Origin of the sequence: Pseudoduganella ginsengisoli, assembly GCF_009720865.1 — a bacterium.
GTDB classification, from domain to species: domain Bacteria; phylum Pseudomonadota; class Gammaproteobacteria; order Burkholderiales; family Burkholderiaceae_D; genus Rugamonas; species Rugamonas ginsengisoli.
Window position 1 is genome coordinate 158,177 of record NZ_WNLA01000006.1, and the last position, 19,747, is coordinate 177,923.

The 19,747-nt window shown below is 61.6% G+C and carries 9 protein-coding genes; 2 read left to right on the forward strand and 7 right to left on the reverse strand.

The genetic code is table 11. The annotated features are described in order from the left end of the window. Positions 1 to 5: 5 nt before the first annotated feature. From GM668_RS11975 to GM668_RS11990, 4 genes are all read right to left on the reverse strand, one after another. Positions 6 to 8,798 carry a YDG domain-containing protein gene (locus tag GM668_RS11975; protein WP_170305608.1) on the reverse strand — a complete coding sequence of 2,931 codons (8,793 nt, stop codon included), beginning with the start codon at positions 8,796 to 8,798 and terminating at the stop codon, positions 6 to 8. A 28-nt stretch (positions 8,799 to 8,826) separates the two neighbouring features. Further along, entirely contained in the window at positions 8,827 to 9,960 is a 1,134-nt protein-coding gene (locus GM668_RS11980) for a ShlB/FhaC/HecB family hemolysin secretion/activation protein (protein WP_155439187.1), read from the reverse strand. 201 nt (positions 9,961 to 10,161) lie between these two features. Beyond that, positions 10,162 to 12,426, reverse strand: a complete 2,265-nt coding sequence (locus GM668_RS11985) for a CHASE2 domain-containing protein (protein ID WP_443094193.1) — start codon at positions 12,424 to 12,426, stop codon at positions 10,162 to 10,164. A 45-nt stretch (positions 12,427 to 12,471) separates the two neighbouring features. Further along, positions 12,472 to 14,130 carry an HD family phosphohydrolase gene (locus GM668_RS11990; RefSeq protein WP_155439188.1) on the reverse strand — a complete coding sequence of 553 codons (1,659 nt, stop codon included), beginning with the start codon at positions 14,128 to 14,130 and terminating at the stop codon, positions 12,472 to 12,474. Positions 14,131 to 14,373: 243 nt separating this feature from the next. On the opposite strand from GM668_RS11990, the gene GM668_RS11995 reads away from it, so the two are divergent. Together GM668_RS11995 and GM668_RS12000 are read left to right on the forward strand one after the other, a co-directional pair. Further along, positions 14,374 to 15,270: an MBL fold metallo-hydrolase gene (locus GM668_RS11995; protein WP_155439189.1), complete on the forward strand. Its 897-nt coding sequence runs from the start codon at positions 14,374 to 14,376 to the stop codon at positions 15,268 to 15,270. Positions 15,271 to 15,277: 7 nt separating this feature from the next. Beyond that, a complete protein-coding gene (locus GM668_RS12000) occupies positions 15,278 to 17,635 on the forward strand; it encodes a GspE/PulE family protein (RefSeq protein WP_155439190.1) in 2,358 nt (785 codons plus the stop codon). A 137-nt stretch (positions 17,636 to 17,772) separates the two neighbouring features. On the opposite strand, the gene GM668_RS12005 is transcribed toward GM668_RS12000, so the two are convergent. Genes GM668_RS12005 through GM668_RS12015 form a run of 3 tightly spaced genes read right to left on the reverse strand, consistent with a single transcriptional unit; the run spans position 17,773 to position 19,742 of the window. Then, positions 17,773 to 18,291, reverse strand: coding sequence for a DUF2939 domain-containing protein (locus tag GM668_RS12005; RefSeq protein WP_155439191.1), 519 nt, complete (start codon positions 18,289 to 18,291; stop codon positions 17,773 to 17,775). After that, entirely contained in the window at positions 18,288 to 18,755 is a 468-nt protein-coding gene (locus GM668_RS12010) for a GNAT family N-acetyltransferase (RefSeq protein WP_155439192.1), read from the reverse strand. The genes GM668_RS12005 and GM668_RS12010 overlap by 4 nt, the downstream gene beginning before the upstream one ends. Continuing rightward, positions 18,756 to 19,742, reverse strand: coding sequence for a bile acid:sodium symporter family protein (locus tag GM668_RS12015; protein WP_155439193.1), 987 nt, complete (start codon positions 19,740 to 19,742; stop codon positions 18,756 to 18,758). It abuts the gene before it with no gap. Positions 19,743 to 19,747 lie beyond the last annotated feature (5 nt).

The window sequence follows — 19,747 nt, forward strand, 5'->3', positions numbered from 1 at the left end:
CCCGCTCAGTTGCAATACAGTTTCTTGACAGGCTCGTCTTTCTTAGGTGCGGTGTCCTGAGGTGCAACGCCATCCTTTTTCTCCTCCTTCTTGGAATCGCCCTCGGATTTGCTTTCAGAGGATGAGCTAGACGACGAACTGGACGAGGAGCTCGGCGAAGCACTTGACGCGGCGCTGGACGACGTGCCGCCGCCCGATGCACTTGGCGCCGGCGTGGTTTCCACGACTTTGGCAGACGAGGCATTAATCAGGTTCACCGTAGTATTCACGGCCGTGCGGACGGGCTCGGCTTCCTTGGTTTGCTGGGCTTTCGCTGCCGCTTCCGCCGCGGCCTTGGCGGCGGCTTCTTCCGCGGCTTTCTTGGCGGCGGCTTCCGCTGCCGCTTTGGCTTCCGCTGCCGCTTTGGCTGCCGCCTCCGCTGCGGCTTTCTTCGCTGCCGCGTCGGCTGCAGCCTTGGCGGCGGCTTCGTCGGCGGCTTTTTTCGCTGCTGCATCGGCTGCTGCCTTGGCGGCCGCGTCTGCCGCAGCTTTGGCTGCCGCTTCTTCCGCGGCGATCCGTGCGGCTTCTTCGGCCGCGCGGGCGGCAGCTTCTTCCGCTGCCTTGGCGGCTGCTTCGGCGGCGGCTTTCGCGGCGGCTTCCGCCGCAGCCTTGGCCGCGGCTTCTTCCGCAGCTTTTGCCGCTGCTTCGGCGGCGGCTTTGGCGGCCGCTTCTTCTGCGGCCTTTTTCGCAGCCGCTTCGGCTGCCGCCTTGGCGGCGGCTTCTTCCGCGGCTTTCTTCGCTGCCGCTTCTGCTGCTGCCTTGGCGGCGGCTTCTTCCGCGGCTTTCTTCGCGGCGGCATCGGCCGCGGCCTTGGCAGCGGCTTCTTCCGCAGCTTTCTTCGCAGCCGCGTCAGCAGCAGCCTTGGCGGCGGCTTCGTCTGCGGCTTTCTTCGCAGCCGCGTCCGCAGCAGCCTTGGCGGCGGCCTCTTCTGCCGCTTTCTTCGCGGCCGCATCGGCAGCCGCCTGGGCTGCCGCATTTGCCACAGCATCCACCACGGTCGGCGACGTACCGCTGGCGAAGACCGAGCTTGGCGCGGTGACGGAACCGGCAAGCGTGGTCATGCTCAGGCCGCCCGGGCTATTGATATTTGCGCTGCTGCTGGCCACGATATTGCCCGTATCGGCCGTCATCGCCACCGAGCCCGATGTGCTGGTAATGGCGCCATCGACTCCGATACTGGTGCCCGCATCGATCGTGATGTTATGCACTGCCGACAGCGACGAACCGGATGCCAGCGCAATAGTGGTGCTGGCGTCCAATGCAATGCTGTCGGCCGTGATGGACGACGCCACGTTGATCGGACTGTGCGCGGTCAGCTTGACGGCGCCGGTCGGTGCGCTCAGCGCACCCGTGACGTGGATGCCGCCTGCGCCGGTATTGTCAACCGTGATACCGCCGCCCGTGCTGGTCACTGGTCCCAGCACCAGTGAATTGCTGCCCGTGACATTGACCAGCGAAATGCCGCCCGACGCGCTGTTGCTGCCCGTGTACGCCTTGATCTGGTTGCTGGTGTTGGTCAATACCACGCCAGTCTGCGACGTCGTCGTCAGCGAATTGGTCACCAGCGGGCCATTTTGCGAAATGCCGCCGCCCTCGGTCACGTTGAGCGTGATGCCGGTGGTGGCGGTCGTGGCTTTCATTACCAGCGACCCGGTGCCTTGCGTAACCGACAGCGCGCCCGGAATCGAGAACGTGCCGCCGCTTTGCGACCAGTTATTGGTGGCCGCCACCGAACTCAAACCGCTGATGGCGCCGCCGCCCTGCGCAATGGTGCTATATGACATCGTGCCGGAACCGGCTATCGTGCCGCCCGTTTGCGTCAGCGTGGTCCCGGTCAGGTTGCCAACCACGTTGAGCGCGCCGCTGACCACGACCATGGCGGCCGACGTCGATGCATGGCTGGCACTGGTCCCCAAGGTCAGCGTGCCGCCGCTGATCTGCACCTTCTGTCCGCCAGACACGGTCAAGGTATTGAGCGTGACGGAACCGCTATCCAAAATCACGTCCTGCGATGCCAGCGGCAAGATGGCGGCCGCCACATTGGCGCCGTCCGGCGCAATGCCGCCCACCCAGTTATTGCCATTGCTCCAGAAGTTATCCGCCGCGCCCGACCAGGTGGACGATGGCCGCTGCGTGATGTCTGCAGTAATGCCGGTCGGCTGCGTGAGCACGTAATTGCCCGCATCCGTGCCGGACAGCGCAATCGTGGTCAGGCTCAGCGGCTTGGCCGTGCCGACATTCTTGTCCGCATAGCTGGCGGTAAAGCTGCCCGCCGTGACGGTATCGCCGCTGAACACGCCCGTCAGCGTTCCGCCCGTGGTGGTGGCGGTCGTCGTGTTGTCGTACTGTTTCGACACGCCGGAAATGCCGGTCATGGTCAGTGTGGCCGGTGTAATGGCGCCCGTCAGGCCGGTCGGTATCGTCACCGTATAGTTGCCGGCATCCGCGCCTGCCAGGGCGACCGCGGTGACCGTCACGGCTTTGCCGGTGCCGACATTTTTGTCTGCAAACGTTGCCGTCACGGCGCCGACCGAGACGCTGTCGCCGCTGACGGCGCCGGACACGGTGCCGCCGCTGGTATTGGCGCTGGCCGTACTGTCATAAACGCGGGTCAGGCCGGGAATACCCGACACCGTCAATGGCGCCGCCGTAATATTGGCCGTCAGGCCGGTCGGCAGGGTCACCGTATAGTTGCCCGCATCGGCGCCCGTCAAAGCGGCTTGCGACACGGTGACGGCTTTGCCGGTACCGGCGTTTTTGTCCGCAAAGTTCGCCGTCACCGTCCCCAGGCTGACCGCTTCCCCTTCATACACACCGGCCAGCGAGCCACCGGACGTTGCCACGCTGGTGCTGCCGTTATACACGCGGCTGGTGGCGGTCAGGCCCGACACCGTCAGCGGCGCGGCCGTAATGTCCGCCGTCAGGCTGGTGGGGATCGTCAGCGTGTAATTGGCGGCATCCGTGCCGCTGATCGTCAGCGCGCCACCCGGTAACGTGACAGCCTTGGCGGTGCCGACATTTTTATCCGCCACCGTGCCGGTGGTCAGCGTGGAGTTCAGCGTGACCGTATCCGAGCCCAGCACGCCGCTCAATGCCGGCGTACCGCTGATGGTCACGCTGGTCCCCGTGTTATACGCGCGCGACACGCCCGACAAGCCGGTCACCGTCAGGCTGGCGGCCGTGATGTCGGCAGTCAGCCCGGTCGGCGGCGTCACCGTATAGTTGCCCGCATCCGCCCCCGTCAGCGCGACCGACGATACCGTTACGCTCTTGCCGGTGCCAACGTTTTTGTCGGCGAACGCCGCCGTGGCCGTACCCAAGGCCACCGATTCGCTGCCCAGCACACCAGCCAGCGTGCCGCCCGTCGTCGCCGCCGTGGTGGTGGCATCATAGACGCGGCTGCTGGCCGTCATGCCGCTGACCGTCAACACTGCCGGCGTGATGTTGGCCGTCAGGCCGGTCGGCAGCGTCACGCTGTAATTGGCGGCATCCGTGCTGCCCAGCGCCACGCTGGATACGGTGACGGATTTTCCGGTGCCGACATTTTTGTCAGCGAAGTCCGCCGTCACAGCACCCATGGTCACGGAGTCGCTGCCGAGGATGCCGGCCAGCGTGCCGCCGCTGGTGGCGGCCGACGTCAGCATGTTGTACGTGCGGCTGGTGGCGGTCAGCCCGGACACCGTCAGCGGCGCCTGGGTGATGTTGGCCGTCAGCCCCGTCAGCGACGCCACCGTGTAATTGCCCGCATCGGCGCCCAGCAACGTCACGACGCTGCCCGGCGCCGTGACAGCTTTGCCGGTGCCGGCATTCTTGTCCGCAAACGTGCCTGCCCCCAAAGTGGAACTGGCGCTGACCGTATCGCCCGACATAATGCCGGACAAGACCGGCGTTCCCGTCAAGGTTGCCGTCGTCGTCGTGTCGTACGTGCGGTTCGACGCCGTGATACCGCTGGCTGTCAGGGTGGCTGCCGTCACGTTGGCCGTCAGGCCGGACGGCGCCGTCACGCTGTAATTGCCCGCATCGGCGCCCGTCAGCGTAAAGGCTGAACTGGCCAAGGTAATGGCCTTGCCCGTGCCGACATCCTTGCTGGCAAACGTGCCGCTGCCAACCGTGGGAGAAATGCCGACCACGTCCGAGCCCAGCACGCCCACAATGGCTGGCGTGCCGGATACGGAAGCCGTGGTGGTGGCGTTGTACACGCGCGAAACACCCGTCAGGCCGCTGACCGTCAGCGGAGCGGGAGTGACATTGGCCGTGATGCCGGTCGGCGGCGTCATCGTGTAATTGCCCGCATCGGCGCCACTCAGTGTGAAGGCGCCGCTGCCGATCGTGATGACTTTGCCGGTGCCGACATTCTTGTCCGCAAAGGTCGTGCTGCCCGGGGTATAAGTAAAACTGACGCTGTCGCCGCTGACGGCGCAGCACAGCGAAGCGGAACCCGTGTTGAGCGTGGCGCTGACTGTCCCGTCATAGACGCGGCTCACGCCCGAGATGCCGCTGATCGTCAACGCCGCTGCCGTAATGGTACCGGTGCCGCTGCTGCTCGTCAGCGTGTAATCTGAGGCCGCGGACCCTGTCAGCGACAGGCCGAAATTGAGCGCCTTGCCTGTGCCGACATTCTTGTTCTGGTATGTCACGGTGCCCGTTGCGGACACATGGCTGCTGTCCGCCGCCAGCACATTGCTGAGCGACGCGGAATACGCCATCGTCAACTGGCCGTCATAGACCTTGCTGCCGGAAACCGTGGCAGTGACGGGGCGCTGGGCAATGGTCAGCGACGACGATGCGCCGGTATAGCTGATGTCGTACTTGGTCGACGTCAGGCCGGTCGGCGTGTACGTGCCCGCATGCAGGGCGCCGCTGCTGCCCCAGCTCAACGTGCCGCCCAGGTTGGCCACCGTATCACTACCTGTAAAGCCGCTGTAGGACGCGGTTGCATTGAAGGCTTGCGCCGTGCCGTCATAGGTTTTGCTGGATGTACCGCCCGTCAGTGTGACCGTCAGCGGCACGAGGAAGTCACGCAGCATGGCGTTGGTATTGCCGTTGTAGAGCTGCCAGACGGTACTGAAGTCGAACCCCGTTAAATTCGACTGCTGCATCAGTTGCGTGGTCGTCAGGCTTGTCGCCACGCTGTCCGTCACACCGCTGCCTGCCGTCGTGGAATTCCAGTAGTTATTGGTGTACGTGCCGAAATTGCCGCCAATCGAGCCATGCAAATTCGTGAAGCCGGTGCCGGACGTCACCGTACCTGTGCTGTAGGAGGTCTGCACGGTACCGGCGGAATCGCCGATCAGCCCGCCGACATATTCGTGCACCACGAGGCTGCTGACATTGCTGCCGGTAACGGGGCCGGTCGCGTACGTGTTGGCAATGGTGCCCGACAGATTGCGCCCCACCAGCCCGCCGACATTGCGTCCGCCCATGACATTGCTGCTCGAATACGATTTGGTGATGGAACCGCCGGCGTTCTGCCCCACCAGCCCGCCCGCCATCTGGCCATAAGTGGCCACCTGGCCTGTGGCGAACGACTTGGTGATGGCGCCGGCGTTGGTCCCCACCAGCCCGCCCACATCGGCATTGCCGCTTGAATCCATGATGGCCTGTACCACGCCGCTGCTGCTGGAACTGGTGATGGTTGCCGCATTGCTGCCGACCAGGCCGCCCACATGGTAATCGCCTGTGACCGATGCGCTGCTGGTGACGTTGGTGATGGCCCCGGATGAACTGGTGGCGCTGCCGACCAGGCCGCCCGTCATGAGTTTGCCGGTGATGGAGCCGCCCAAGGTCAGGTTCTTGATGGTGCCGCTGCCGAGGTAACCAAACAGGCCGGTGGCCGTGCTGGCGCTGCTGCGGGAAATGTTCAGGCCGGTGATGCTCTTGCTGTTGCCGTTGAATATGCCGTTATACGGCAGCGAGGCCGTGCCCAGCGGGACAAAGCCCGCACCGCTGTCCCATGATGACGTGACCGATGCATCGATGTTATTGGCCAGGATGAAATTGTCCGTGTTATTGAACGACGTCACGCCCTGCAAACCGTAAACATCCGTGAGCTGATACGGGTTGCTGGTGGTGCCTGCGCCGCCGACCACGCGCCGGAATCCGGCCGACGACGCCAGCGACAAGCTGCCCAGGCTTAGCGAGGGCAGCGATGCCGCATTCTGTATCCAGCTGCCGCCGCTCAATTGCAGCTGGCCGCCCACGGTCACCGCGTTATTGACGACATACTGGTCCGGCGTGGAGAGGTACAAATGCTGCGCCCAGTTCAACGCCTGGCTCAGTGTAATGTCGCCGGTGCTGTTGGCGCTGTTGACGGTAAAGCTCAGGTTATTCGTCACGAAGCGCGACATGGTGGCCGACGCCACGTTGAGCGTACCGGCCGTCTCGGTGGCGGAGCCCAGGTCGATGGAATTATTGGTCAGCACGGCGACCAGATTGCCTGCGATGTTCTGGTTCACCGTCAGCAGTCCGGTCGACAGGATCGTGCTGGCTGACGACGTCAGCGTACCGCCCACTGTGATGCGCGACGTGGTCGTGTTGCTGGTGCTCAGCAGCAGGTTGCCGGCCGTCGTTACGTTGCCCTGGACGTCGATGCTGCCATCGCCCTGCGCCACGACATTGAATGCGCCGCTGGGGTGCGACGACGCTGTGTTGAGCGCATTGACGACGATGTCCGGCGTGCCGGTGCTGCCGTTATTGGTCACCGTGATGGCGCCGGTCGTGGACATGCGCTGGATTTCCGCTTGCGAAATCGCCAGGATATTGGTGGAATCGGCTTCCGTACCGCCCAGGTGCACTGACTGGCTGGTACTGCGCGCGGTGGCTGAAATGCCGCCGCTGCCGGCACTGATGGTGCCCTGCAAATCCATGTTATCGCCTTGCAGCGTGATCAAGCCATTGCCGCTGGAAATCGCCGTACTGCTGCCGGTGACGATACCGTTCAGGACTGGCGCCTGCAGTACGATGGCGCCGCCATTGGTGCTCATGTTGCCGCCAATGGTCAGCGCGCCCGATGAACTGGATGCCTGGATGGCGCCGCTGCCGCTGGACGTCACGGTTCCCGTGGTCAGCGTTTGCGCCGCCAGGTAAATATTGCCCGATGCGGATGCGGAGACGGCGCCGCTGATGGCGTTCGACGTGTGGTTCAGTGCGATATTGCCGGCCGGCGCCGATGCGGTCACGGAAGCCACGGTGACATAGCCGGTGCTGGTCTGCGAAATCGAACCGCCGGTGGCGGTCAAGACCAGCGGCGCGCTGGCTGCCGTAATCGTGTCGTTGATGACTATATTGTTATCGGCCTTTAAGGTCAGGCTATTGGTGCTGGCCCAGCTGATGGGCGCGTTCACCGTCAGGTTACCGGTGGCAGCGGCGTTGCTATTGGTGGTGCTGACGGTGATGTTGTTATTGGCCAGCTCGGAGACCAGACGGCCCGTGTCGAGTTCGCTATCGGTGTTACTGGTGGATTCCCGGAACTCGTTGGGTGGCGACGTGATGGCGACATTGCTGCCTGACGATGGCGAGCCGGAAATGATCGTGATATTGGTCGGGTCCAGCAACAGCTGGCCGGTTTTACCCAGCGGCGCGCGGGTATCGGCATTGCCTTGCATGTCCAGATAGTGGCCGGACGTTTCAATGAAGCCGCCATCGCCGCCCTGTGCGCCGCCGCGTGCAAACAGGCTGCCATACACGCGCGTGGCGTTGTCGCCCCACGCGATGATGCGCCCGCCATTGCCGTTATCGAGCGCATTGGCACGCACCTGCACTTTTTCACCGATATACGTTTGCTGCGCATTCGGCACGGACGCATCCTTGCCCTGGTAGCCGCCGCCTATCAAAACCTGCCCGCCGCCGGTGGCGCCGCTGGCGTCCAGCAGCGCATCATCGGTCAAACCGACCCGCTGGCCCAGCAGCTTGATGTCGCCGCCCTGCCCCGCGCTGTTGACGGCACTGGTGACGGAACCCTTTTCCAGCAGCGTGGTGCCGGACGCTTTCAGCACGATCTTGCCATTCTCGCCGCGCACGGCGCTGTCTGCATTGACTTTGCCGCGCTGGTTCACCAGCGCGCCGTAAATGCCGACACGTCCGCCGGACGCCAGCACCTGCCCCAGGTTCAGTGCCTGGTCATCCGGCGCCGACACCACCACGTGGACGGATGGATCGCTGGAATCGACCAGCTGCACCGTATGCCCAGCCGCCAGCACGACGTCGCCCTGCTTTGATGTGATCACCCCGGAATTTTCCACGCTGGAGCCGACCAGGTACACCTTGCCGCCGCCCGGCGTCACGATGGCGCCTTCGTTCGACACTTTTCCTGCGCCCGTGCCGCTGAAACGGTTGCGCCCCGCCAGGAAATCGCTGTCCGACAGCGCCAGTGACGACGCCACCAGCCCCTGCACGTCGACCCGCGCATCCTTGCCGAATACGATGCCATTCGGGTTGATCAGGTACACGTGCCCGTTCGACTGCAGCGCGCCAAGGATGCGGCTGGGGTCCTGTCCCGTGATACGGTTCAGTACCCGGCTGTTCGCACTTTGCTGGATAAACCGCGTGATTTCATCCGGCGCAATGGAAAAGCTCTGCCAGTTGATGATGGCGTTCGGTGTATTCGTGATGGAAAACAGATTGCCGCTCTGCTGGAAGCTGGCCTGTCCGGCGATCACTTGCGGGGCGGTGGGATTGGCGTAGGCGGAGGTGTAGCAGGCAGCGACCAGGACAGCGAGCATTTTGCGGCGCAGTCCATGGTGGACGGGATGGAGGTTCATCGTGCCTTCCTTTTTTGCTGTGGCGGGATCACCAGCGCATGCCGATGCGCACGTGCAGGCGGTTCTTGTCGTCTTGCGGTACGTTGCTGGACTTGACCACGCGGCCATAATCCACTTGCAGGTCTACGTTCTTGTATATGTTCATGCGCAGGCCGACGCCGATGCTGCGCACGCTGTTGCTGCGCAACTCGCCAGGCAAGTCGCGGCTGTTACGGAAATAGCCTTTGTCGTAAAACACGAGTCCCCGGCACTGCCAGCGGAGGTATTCGCCGCACAGTTCCGGTGTATACAATTCCACGTGCGCCGCCAGGCCGCTGTCATGCGCCAGCACGCGGTCGGTAAATCCCCGCACCAGCAAGCCGCCGCCCGCCCCGCCGCCGCCAAACTGTTCGCCTGGCAGCAGCACGTCATTCGTATATTGGCCGTGTACGCCGGCGCGCACCTGGAAGTCGCTGGGCAAATTGCGGGTCAACTGCGCGGCCAGGCGCACGATGCTGTAGTTCGGGCTGGCGCCGGGACGCAGGCGGGCAATGTCATCCTGGTGGCCACGCGGCGCGCCGATGTTGTGCAGCCAGGTTACAGATCCGCTCACGGTCCCCTCATTCAAGGTCCAGTTGCCGCTGACATTCACGCTCACGGGCGCGACGGTCACGTCGTTGCCAGGTTCTACTTCTTGCAGCGGACCGTTGGCACGGTAGCCGCGCAGGTCCGCGCCCAGGCTAAGCCGGGATTCATATCCGCCGCCGGACGACAGCATCTGGTTCCAGCGCACGCCCACAGCGGCGCCCTTGCCTGCGTTATCCAGCAAGTCCGCCGCACCGCCGCCCGCCAGCGGGCTGCCGGTGGCGCTGCCCACAGGGCCGCTGCCGCCGCTATTCAAATACGCCGCCCCGCCCTGGCTTCCGAGGCCGCCGCCATAGCGGCTGCCGGCCTGCGACCAGCTGCCATACACGTCCAGCGTATCGCCACGGCGCTCTGGCCCAGATAAAGGAATCGAATAGCCAAGCGAAACGCCTGCGCGCACTTTGCTGTCACTGCGATCCAGTACCGCGCTGCCTTTGACGCGGTCATCCTGGTCGTCGGAGTAACCGTAGGCGTATGCATCACCAGCAGCAGCGGCCAGGGCCGTTGCAGCCAGCATTTGCATAATGCGACACCTCATGATGCCTCCGGACAGCAGCGCCAACCGCTCCCGATAGCCATCTGACAATTTGGCCGTTAAGAAATGGTTGTTACTTTAAGTTTAGTCCGATTTATCAGTGAAGTCCGCAACTTTCGCGGCGCTTGATGCAGGCGGGAGACACTTTTGGAAGTGTGCCCTGATATGTTGATGCCCGGCCTAAAGGCCCGGCACCCATGCGTTCTATTTGGTCTCGAACTTGGTCACGCCATCCCAGTCGTCGCCCGGCGGGTGTTCGCGGTAGATGGCGATGCGTTCCAAATACAGCGCGTACAAGCCCCTGGGGTGGGCCGCATGGAGTTCTTCCAGCATGGCCTGGGCCGCATCCCACTGCTGCTTGCGCACCAGCGCAAGCGCTTCGTGCCAGCGGGCGATTTCCGCCCGATCGGCTTCCGGCAAGTCTTTATCGAGGCAAACCGGTTCAAAAATCGCCACCGGTTCGTTCTTGCCCTTGACTTTCACCAGGTCCAGCTCGCGGTAAGCGAATTCCGTCGCGGCATGGCGGGTGACTTCGCCCACGCAAATGCCCACGCCATACACTTTCGTGATGCCTTCCAGCCGCGAACCCAGGTTCACGGCGTCGCCCATCACCGTGTACGCGCGGCGGATGGCCGAACCCATGTCGCCCACGTGCATCGGGCCGGAATTCAAGCCGATACCGATTTTCAACTCTGGCCAGCCACGCTTGATAAAATCGTCATTCAATTTATGGGCGCTTTCCTGCATTTTCAGCGCCGTCGCCACGCCGCGGAACGCATGGTCGGGGAACGCCACCGGCGCGCCCCAGAATGCCATCACGGCGTCGCCGATGTATTTGTCCAGCGTGCCGCGATAGTAGTCGCGAATATCTTCGGACATCGCCGTCAGGTACAAATTGATGTATTCGCGCAGTTGTTTAGGCGTCAAGCCTTCGGAAATCGTCGTAAAGCCCCGCACGTCGACGAACATCACCGTCAGTTCGCGGCTTTCGCCATCCATGTTGTACTTTTCCGGGTCTTCCGCCATCTCGGCCACCAGTTCGGGCGCCACGTATTCACCGAAACGGGACACCAGTGCGCGGCCCCGGCGCACTTCGAAGAAGTAGCCCCACGCTACGTTGAGCACGAACAGCGCGGCGCCCAGCAGCAAAATCACGGCGACCTTCAGCACCACGTCAAAGTGGCTATACATATAAAAGTTTGCAAATGCCGCTGCGCCCATCACCGCTACCGACAACACGACCGACCATAACGGAGACAGCGCCGGCAATGCCAGTGTCAGCACCAGCCCCACCACCAGTGCCATTGCCATTTCCTGCACAAATGCTTCGGAGGGGCGCACCTTGAACTGGTCATCCAGGATGGATTTCACGATGTTTGCGTGGATTTCCACCCCTGGATATTCCGCATTGACTGGCGTGGCCCGCAAGTCGTTCAGACCGGGGGCTGTCGTACCTACCAGCACGATGGCGCCTTCCAGCACATCCTGCGGCACTTTACCCTTCATGACATCGACTGCCGACACATAGCGGAAGGCGCCGCCGTTGGGGCCTCCCTTGCCACGGAACTGAACTGTCGTTGTTAATGCTTCGCCAACGGGAATCAGGCGGTTGCCTTCCTTGCTGAACATAGCGATCTTTTCAACGCCGCCAGAAGCTTTCTGGCTGTCCGACAGCGTATCGACTGTCTCTTCAAACAGCGGCTTGATTGCGTAGGCATTGATTGCCACGGCCACCGTCGCCAGCGACAGCGTAGTGTAATACCCCTTGCCCACCTTTTGCAGCAGCGCCGTGCTGCGCACGACGCCATCCGGGTCCGTCACCACACTGAAACTGCCGGCTGTCGCGGCGGCCGCCTGCAAACGGGGGATATTGGCTTCATAACCACTGGTCTCGATCGCCGTCAGTTCGCGGCCATTGAGATCTTCTTCGGTAAAGGCCGGTTCGGGCAGTACGCCTTTGGTTTCCGTACCAGACAGGTTGTAGCCCAGCACCACAGGCTGCCCCTTCAGCGCGCCAGCCAGCAAGCCGTCGTAATCCATGGCCGGCTGCAGCCGCTGCAATTGCTTGTCCAGGCCCGGCACCTGCTTCAACTCTTGCTGCGCCAGTTGCGCCAGCACATCGAAACCGGAACTGGTGTCAGGTTCAGGGAATGACACGTCAAAGCCGATGGCGCTGACCTGATACTTGTCCGTCAGCTGTCGCACAAGTTCGGCAACATGGTTGCGGCTCCACGGAAAGCGCCCGACTTCAGTCAGGCTTTTGCTGTCAATGTCGACGATGACCACGCGCGGATCCAGCTCGGGCTTTTCCAGCCGCATGCGCAAGTCCGCCACCGATGTTTCCATCCGGTCCAGCGTTTCCGATGGCAGCGCGTTCATCAGGTATGCGCCAGCCAATGCCGTCAGCACCAGCCCCAGCAGCCAGCGCTGGTAATATTTTTGCAGCGCCTTGACCGCCTTGTCCGCCAATCGGGGAATTTTCAGTGGCACACCAGCTCCTGGCAGTCAGTGCAGTTAAGGGGTATAGCCCGGAATTTTTGATTCGTCGATGTGATCGATCTGCCGTTCGTCCACGTTTTTGTGGGCAAACGCCAGATACACTTTTTGCCGCACGAAGATGTCGAACAAGTCCGGGTCGATGTGGCCGTTCAGGCTGAAGTTGCCCAGGATGCGCATGGCTTCCGACATCATCTTGCCCTTCTTGTACGGACGGTCGCGCGCCATCAGCGCTTCGAAGATATCGGCAATGGCCATGATGCGGGCTTGCACCGACATCTGGTCTTTCGTCAGGCCGCGCGGATACCCCTTGCCATCCATGCGCTCGTGGTGGCCGCCCGCGTATTCCGGCACATTTTGCAAATGCTTCGGCCATGGCAGCGACTCCAGCATGCGGATCGTCATGACGATGTGGTTGTTGATTTCCTTGCGCTCCGGATCGGTCAAGGTGCCGAAGCGGATGGTCAGGTTGTCGACTTCTTCCTGCGTGAGGAAATCCTGTTCTTCGCGCCGGAATGGCGGTTCTTCGCCGCCCGGCTCCTTCTTCTGGATAACCGGTCCCAGCCAGCGCATCTTGGCCAGTTGCCGCACTTTTTCCTGGTCTTCCGGCTTCATGCCCTCGCCGCCGACATTGGCCATGCGCAGGAACTGGCGGTCCGCTTCCAGCTGTTCCAGTTCTTGCGCCAGCTGGGCGTCGATGGCCGCGTGGTCGCCGCCCGCCAGTTTGGCTTTCAGGGCGCGGATTTCCGCATCGCGCATCAGCACTTCGAAACGGGTCGACACCGTGTGGATGCGGTCGAAAATGGTTTCCAGCTTGGTGGCCTTGTCGACCACGTGCACCGGCGTCGTGATCTTGCCGCAGTCGTGCAGCAAGCCGGCCAGCCACAATTCCTTGCGGTCCGCATCCGTCATGCGGAAGTCCGCCAGCGGCCCTGTGTCCGTGCTGTGGACGGCTTCGGCCAGCATCATCGTCAATTCCGGCACGAACTGGCAATGGCGGCCCGTGTACGGCGACTTTTCATCGATGCCGATGTTGATCAGGTTGACCAGTGATTCCAGCAATTCTTCCAGTTGCAGGATCAGGCGCTGATTCGTGATGGCCACGGCAGCCTGCGCCGCCAGCGCTTCGATAAAACGCTGGTCCGTCGGCGTAAACGCGTGGATGGCGCCCGTCACCGGGTCTTTCGCATTAATCAGCTGCAGCACGCCAACCAGTTCGCCTTCGTGGTCCGCCATCGGCACCGTCAGGAACGATTGCGAATGGTAGCCGCGCTGCTGGTCGAACATGCGCATGCCGGAAAAGTTAAAGACGTCGGCCTGGTACACGTCTTCGATATTGACGGACAGCCGGAAGTTGGCGGAATACGCGGCGACGGACGACAGGTTCTTGTCGCCGTGTTCATCGTACAAAGGCACGGCGGGGATATCGATCTTGTCGCCATGCACGCCGCCCTGCCGGATGCCCAGCGTGTCATTGACGGAAATGTGGAAACACAGGCTGCGGCCATCCGCACTGGGACGGTACAGCGTGCCGCCATCCGCATGGGTCATGCTTTTGGCCACCATCAGGATGCGCTCGAGCAGCTCGTCCGTGTTGATACTGGCGCCCAGCGCCACGCTCAATTCGGTCAGCTGGTCCAGCCTCTGCGCAATTTGGGTATGGTTCAGCTCTTGCATGGTTTAATTTGATGCCCAGACGTAATTATTGACAGTTTAGCTCCCGGGCAGCCCGCTGTACATTGGATTTGCGGTTAAAAGCCTATTGCCGTCCCCAAGTGGCAGTTTGTACTTCAATTTCGCAACTTTTGGCCCAGATTTCGTGAAAAAAAGGCTATCATCGAACTAACCGTCACTTGCCTGTTCAACCATGAAGATGTAACCGGGCAACTATGGATGAAAAAAAGGTTAGGGGCATAAAGAATGAAATTCAAATTTTGGGGGGTCCGCGGCTCGATACCATCGCCAGGACCACGCACGGCGCGCTATGGTGGCAACACCACCTGCATCGAAGTGCGCAGTGATGATGACACCCTGATCGTGATCGATGGCGGCACTGGAATTTTCGCGCTGGCGCAGTCATTGATCGCCCAAAAGAAAGTGCCGGTCCACGCCAATATTTTCATTACCCACAGTCATTGGGACCATATCCACGGCCTGCCCTTCTTTACCCCGCTGTTCATCAAAGGCAGCCGCGTGCGCCTGCATGGCGCCACCGACCCGGATACCGGCAATGGCATCGAGCACGTGATGGGCGTGCAGTTGCAAAACAGTTATTTCCCCGTCAGCGAAACGCAGATGGACGCCACCATTGAATACCGTACGCTGGGCCTGGGCGAAACCATCATGGTGGGCGATGCCAGCGTGTCCAATGTCGTGATGAACCACCCGGTCATCGACCTGGGCTACCGCATTGAATGCAATGGCAAATCCGTGTTCTTCACGGGCGACCACGAGCCGCATTACAACATCTATCCGGAAGACCATCCCGACCATGCGTCGTTCCAGCAGCATATTGAAGAGCGGGCGCGCGCGATTGAAGACATGGTGCGCGGCGTCACGGCATTGATAGTAGACTGTTCCTACACGCGTGAAGAATATCCGGCCAAGCAGGGCTGGGGACACGGTACGTTTGATTCAGCGCTGGCGATGGCGATCAAGGCCGGCGCCAAACGGCTGTATTGCACGCACCACGAGCCCACCCGCAGCGACGACGAGCTGGAAGCCGTGTTTGCGGAAGTGATGGCGCGCCACGCGTCCGTTATTCCGGAAGGCTTGCAAGTCTTCCTAGCCTACGAAGGTCTCGAAGTAGAACTGTAAGGAACTCATGAACGACGCCGGCCATTTCAGTCAAAAACCCAGCGAGGTTGACCTGCGGTTGGCGTTCTTCAAAAAGCTTCATGCAGTCACCACCAAGATCCACGCCACCAACAACCTCGATGAAATCATGCTCGACCTGGGCATGGAATTCTGCGACTTGTTCAATTGCGACCGCTTCACGCTGTACGCAATGGACCATGAAAAGGATTACATTGTTTCCAAGGTCAAGACGGGACTGACCACCTTCCGCGACTTGAAACTTGCGGTGACACCGCACTCGATTGCCGGCTACGTGGCGTTGACGCACAAGACCGTCAACATCACCGACGTCTACGATGAAAATGAATTAAAACGGCTGTCGCCGGACTTGCGCTTCCAGCAGGGCGTGGACCAGCGCACCGGCTACCGCACGCGGGAAATGCTGGTGGCGCCGCTGATTTCCGTGCAGTCGAAGGAATTGCTGGGTGTCGTGCAGTTCATCAATAACCGCGAAGGCGGACCGTTTTCGCAAATCGCGCTCGATGGCGTAAAAGAATTGTGCGACACGCTGTCGGTGGCGCTGAGCCAGCGCATGCGGCCGCCGCAATATGTGCGCACCAAATATGACGGCCTGGTGTCCGATGCCGTGATTTCCCCGGCCGACCTGGAAATGGCCACGCGCACGGCACGCAAGAATGACGTGACAGTGGAAGACGTGCTGCTGAAGGAAATGCACGTCAAGCTGCCCGTGCTGGGCCAGGCGCTGTCGCGCCATTTCGGCGTGCCATATGAGCCCTACAAGCCGGACCGCATCAAGCCCGTCGAATTGCTGCGCAACCTGAAGCGGCAATACGTGGAAGAGTGCTGGTGGCTGCCGCTGGAAGAAAACAAGGATGGCTTGCTGGTGCTGGCGACAGACCCGGAACAGGTGGCCAACACGCGCATCGTCAACCAGATTTTCCCCCGCTCGAAAATCGTTTACCGCGTTACCACCAACCTGGAATTCGAACAGACGGTGGACCAGTTTTATGGCGCCGCCAGCGAGTCGGGCTCGGTGGGCGAATTGCTGTCCGGCCTGGACGATTCCGATGAAGACGGCGGCGAGCAGGAGCAGGTGTCGGAAGCCGTCGAAAATGAACTGGTCAAGCTGGTCAACAAGATCATTGTCGATGCTTACCGCCAGGGCGTGTCGGACATCCACATCGAACCGTTGCCGGGCAAAGGAAAAGTCGGCATCCGCTTCCGCAAGGATGGCTCGCTGGTGCCGTACATTGAAATTCCCCATGCCTACCGGAGCGCGCTGGCAGCCCGCATCAAGATCATGTGCGACCTTGATATTTCCGAGCGCCGCAAGCCGCAGGACGGCAAGATCAAATTCAAGAAATATGGTCCGCTGGATATTGAATTGCGCGTCGCGACCATTCCCTCCACGGGCGGCGTCGAAGACATCGTCATGCGTATCCTGGCGGCCGGCGAACCGATCCCGCTCGACAAGCTGGGTGTGCTGCCCTTCAACCTGGACCGCCTGCGCTCCGCCATTGAAAAACCGTATGGCTTGTTCTTCGTATGCGGCCCGACGGGCTCCGGCAAGACCACCACCTTGCACTCCGTGCTCAATTACCTGAATACGCCGGACACGAAAATCTGGACAGCGGAAGACCCGGTGGAAATCACGCAAAAAGGCTTGCGCCAGGTGCAGGTCAACCGCAAGGCGGGGCTGGACTTCGCCACCGTGATGCGGGCCTTCCTGCGGGCCGACCCGGACATCATCATGGTCGGTGAAATGCGCGACAAGGAAACTGTCGGCATGGGGATTGAGGCGTCGCTGACGGGCCACCTGGTATTCGCCACCTTGCACACCAACAGCGCGCCGGAATCCATCGTGCGCCTGCTGGACATGGGCATGGACCCGTTCAACTTTGCCGATGCACTGCTGGGCATCCTGGCGCAGCGTTTGGCCAAGCGCCTGTGCGGCAACTGCAAGCAGGCGTACCAGCCTTCCGAAGTCGAACTGGAATTGCTGTTGACGGAGTTTTGCGAAGAATTGCAAAACACGGAAAGCTTCAAGAAGGATGCGAAGGCCGGGCGTGCCGCCGTGTTGAAAGGCTGGCGCGAACGCTATGCGGACAAGGATGGCAAATTCACCTTGTACCGCGCGGTCGGCTGCGATGAATGCAACCGCGGCTACAAGGGCCGGGTCGGCCTGCACGAATTGATGCTCGGGACCGACAAGGTGAAAAAACTGTTGCAGGAACACGCCCGCGTGGCCCAGCTGCTGGCGGCCGCACTGGAAGACGGCATGCTGACCTTGAAGATGGACGGCATCGAGAAAGTCTTGCTGGGAATTACCGACATCAAGATGGTGCGGGCGGTCTGCATCAAATAATTGCCCACATTGTTTCACGGGCTCTCGTCAAATCGGATCATTCAGATTCAACGGATTCCGCGGGACGGGATTCAACGCCACATCAAACCACGCCGCAACGTTGATTTTAAAGTCAGGAACATGCAGCAGTGCCTGCATTAAAGAGGCAAGCGCAGCGCCACCAGTTTCCACGTTGCCAAACCGTCGCGCTGCATCACCATGGCGACAGGCTCGCCATCATCGCCCTGCTTGCGGACCGATACCACGAAGCGGTTAACGCCTTCGTAGCCCATGTGGGTTTCCGCCTTGGCGCCCGGCTGGCCGGTGCCGCTGCTTTTGCCCGTCAGCGACGGCTTCTGCCCCTTCATCATGTCCGCAATGGCTTCCGGCGTAATGAACAGGTCCACCATCGGGTTGATGATCATCGCGCCCAGCGCGGCGCCCATGGCTTTCAATGGATTGTCGCTGGCGCGCACGTCGCCGCCGATTTTCGCGTTCAGCGAACTTTTCAGGTTTTCCTTCACGGCGGGGAAATCAATGTAGCCATTCAAGCGCTCGGCATCGCGCGCTTCGGCGGCGCTGCGCATGCCATTGACGGCCAGATAAGGGGTGGCATACAGCCAGGAGGCAGCCGCCAGCACCAGCGCTGGAACGGCGAATTTAACGAGACGGCTCATTCGTGGCGGACTAATTGTTTTTCAAAGCAGGCTGATTCCTCGCGCCCTTTATAGCGGCCGAAGTTGGGAATCAGGCGGTAGCCATGCCGTTCGTAAAACGATACCGCGCGGGTATTGACGATACGCGTCGACAGGCGGATCACATGGTAACCCAGCGCATCGGCTTCCTGCTCCAGCGCCGCCAGCAGTGCGGCGCCCACACCGCTGCCGCCTTGCGCGGCATACATGCGCTTGATTTCCGCGGCAGCGCCATCGAGCGGGCGCAACGCGCCGCAACCGACTGCCCTGCCCTTGTCGTCGCGCGCCACCAGGAAACACGAACGGGGTACCCGCACGTCATCCGGACCAAACGACGACAAGCCATTGTCGCCCGTAATGTCTTGCAATACGGCGGACAATTCCGCCATCAGCCGCACGGCGTCAGGCGACGATGGATCTTCCTGCGCGATAACCAGATTACCCATTTATTCTCCTTCTGGACGGCTGCCGAAACGCTGCGCCAGCACGGCGCACACCATCAACTGGATTTGATGGAACAGCATCAGCGGCAAGATCACCATCCCCAATGATGATGTGGCAAACAAAACCTTGGCCATCGGCACGCCGGAGGCCAGGCTTTTCTTGGACCCGCAAAACACGATGGTGATTTCATCTTCACGCGAAAAACCCAGGCGGCGGCTGACATAGCCCGTCAGCCACAGCACCACGGCCAGCAGCACGCAGCACACGGCGACCAGCGCCAGCAGCGCCGGCACGCCCAGCTTGCTCCAGATGCCTTCACTGACCGCTTCGGAAAACGCGGTATACACCACCAGCAAGATCGAGCCCTGGTCCACATATTTCAAGACCGGCTTATGGCGGTCCACCCACGTACCGATCCATCCCCGCAGCGCTTGCCCGGCAATAAATGGCAACAGCAGCTGGATCACAATGGCCAGCACGGCGTCGCTGGCGGAGCGGCCCGCCGCGCCCTGCATGACGAACGCGGACACCAGCAGCGGCGTAATAAAGATGCCGACAAAATTCGAGGCCGATGCGCTGCAAATCGCGGCCGGCACGTTGCCCCGCCCCATGGCGGTAAAAGCAATCGACGATTGCACGGTGGAGGGCAGCATGCACAGGAACAGCATGCCCAGGTACAGTTCCGGCGTCAGCACGGCCAGCGCCAACGGTTTCATCAGCAAGCCCAGCACGGGGAACAGCACGAACGTAAAGCACAGCACCGTCAAGTGCAGGCGCCAGTGCGTCATGCCCGCCACGATGGCTTCGCGGGGCAATTTGGCGCCATGCAGGAAAAACAACGCGCCAATGGCAACAGCAGTGATCTTGCTGAACGTTACGGCAACCTGCCCAGTGCAAGGCAGCACTGTGGCGATGGCAACCGTGGCCAGCAGGGCCAGCGTGAAATTATCCGGCTTGATCCGGTTCAGAATGGATGAGATGGAAGACATCCGGC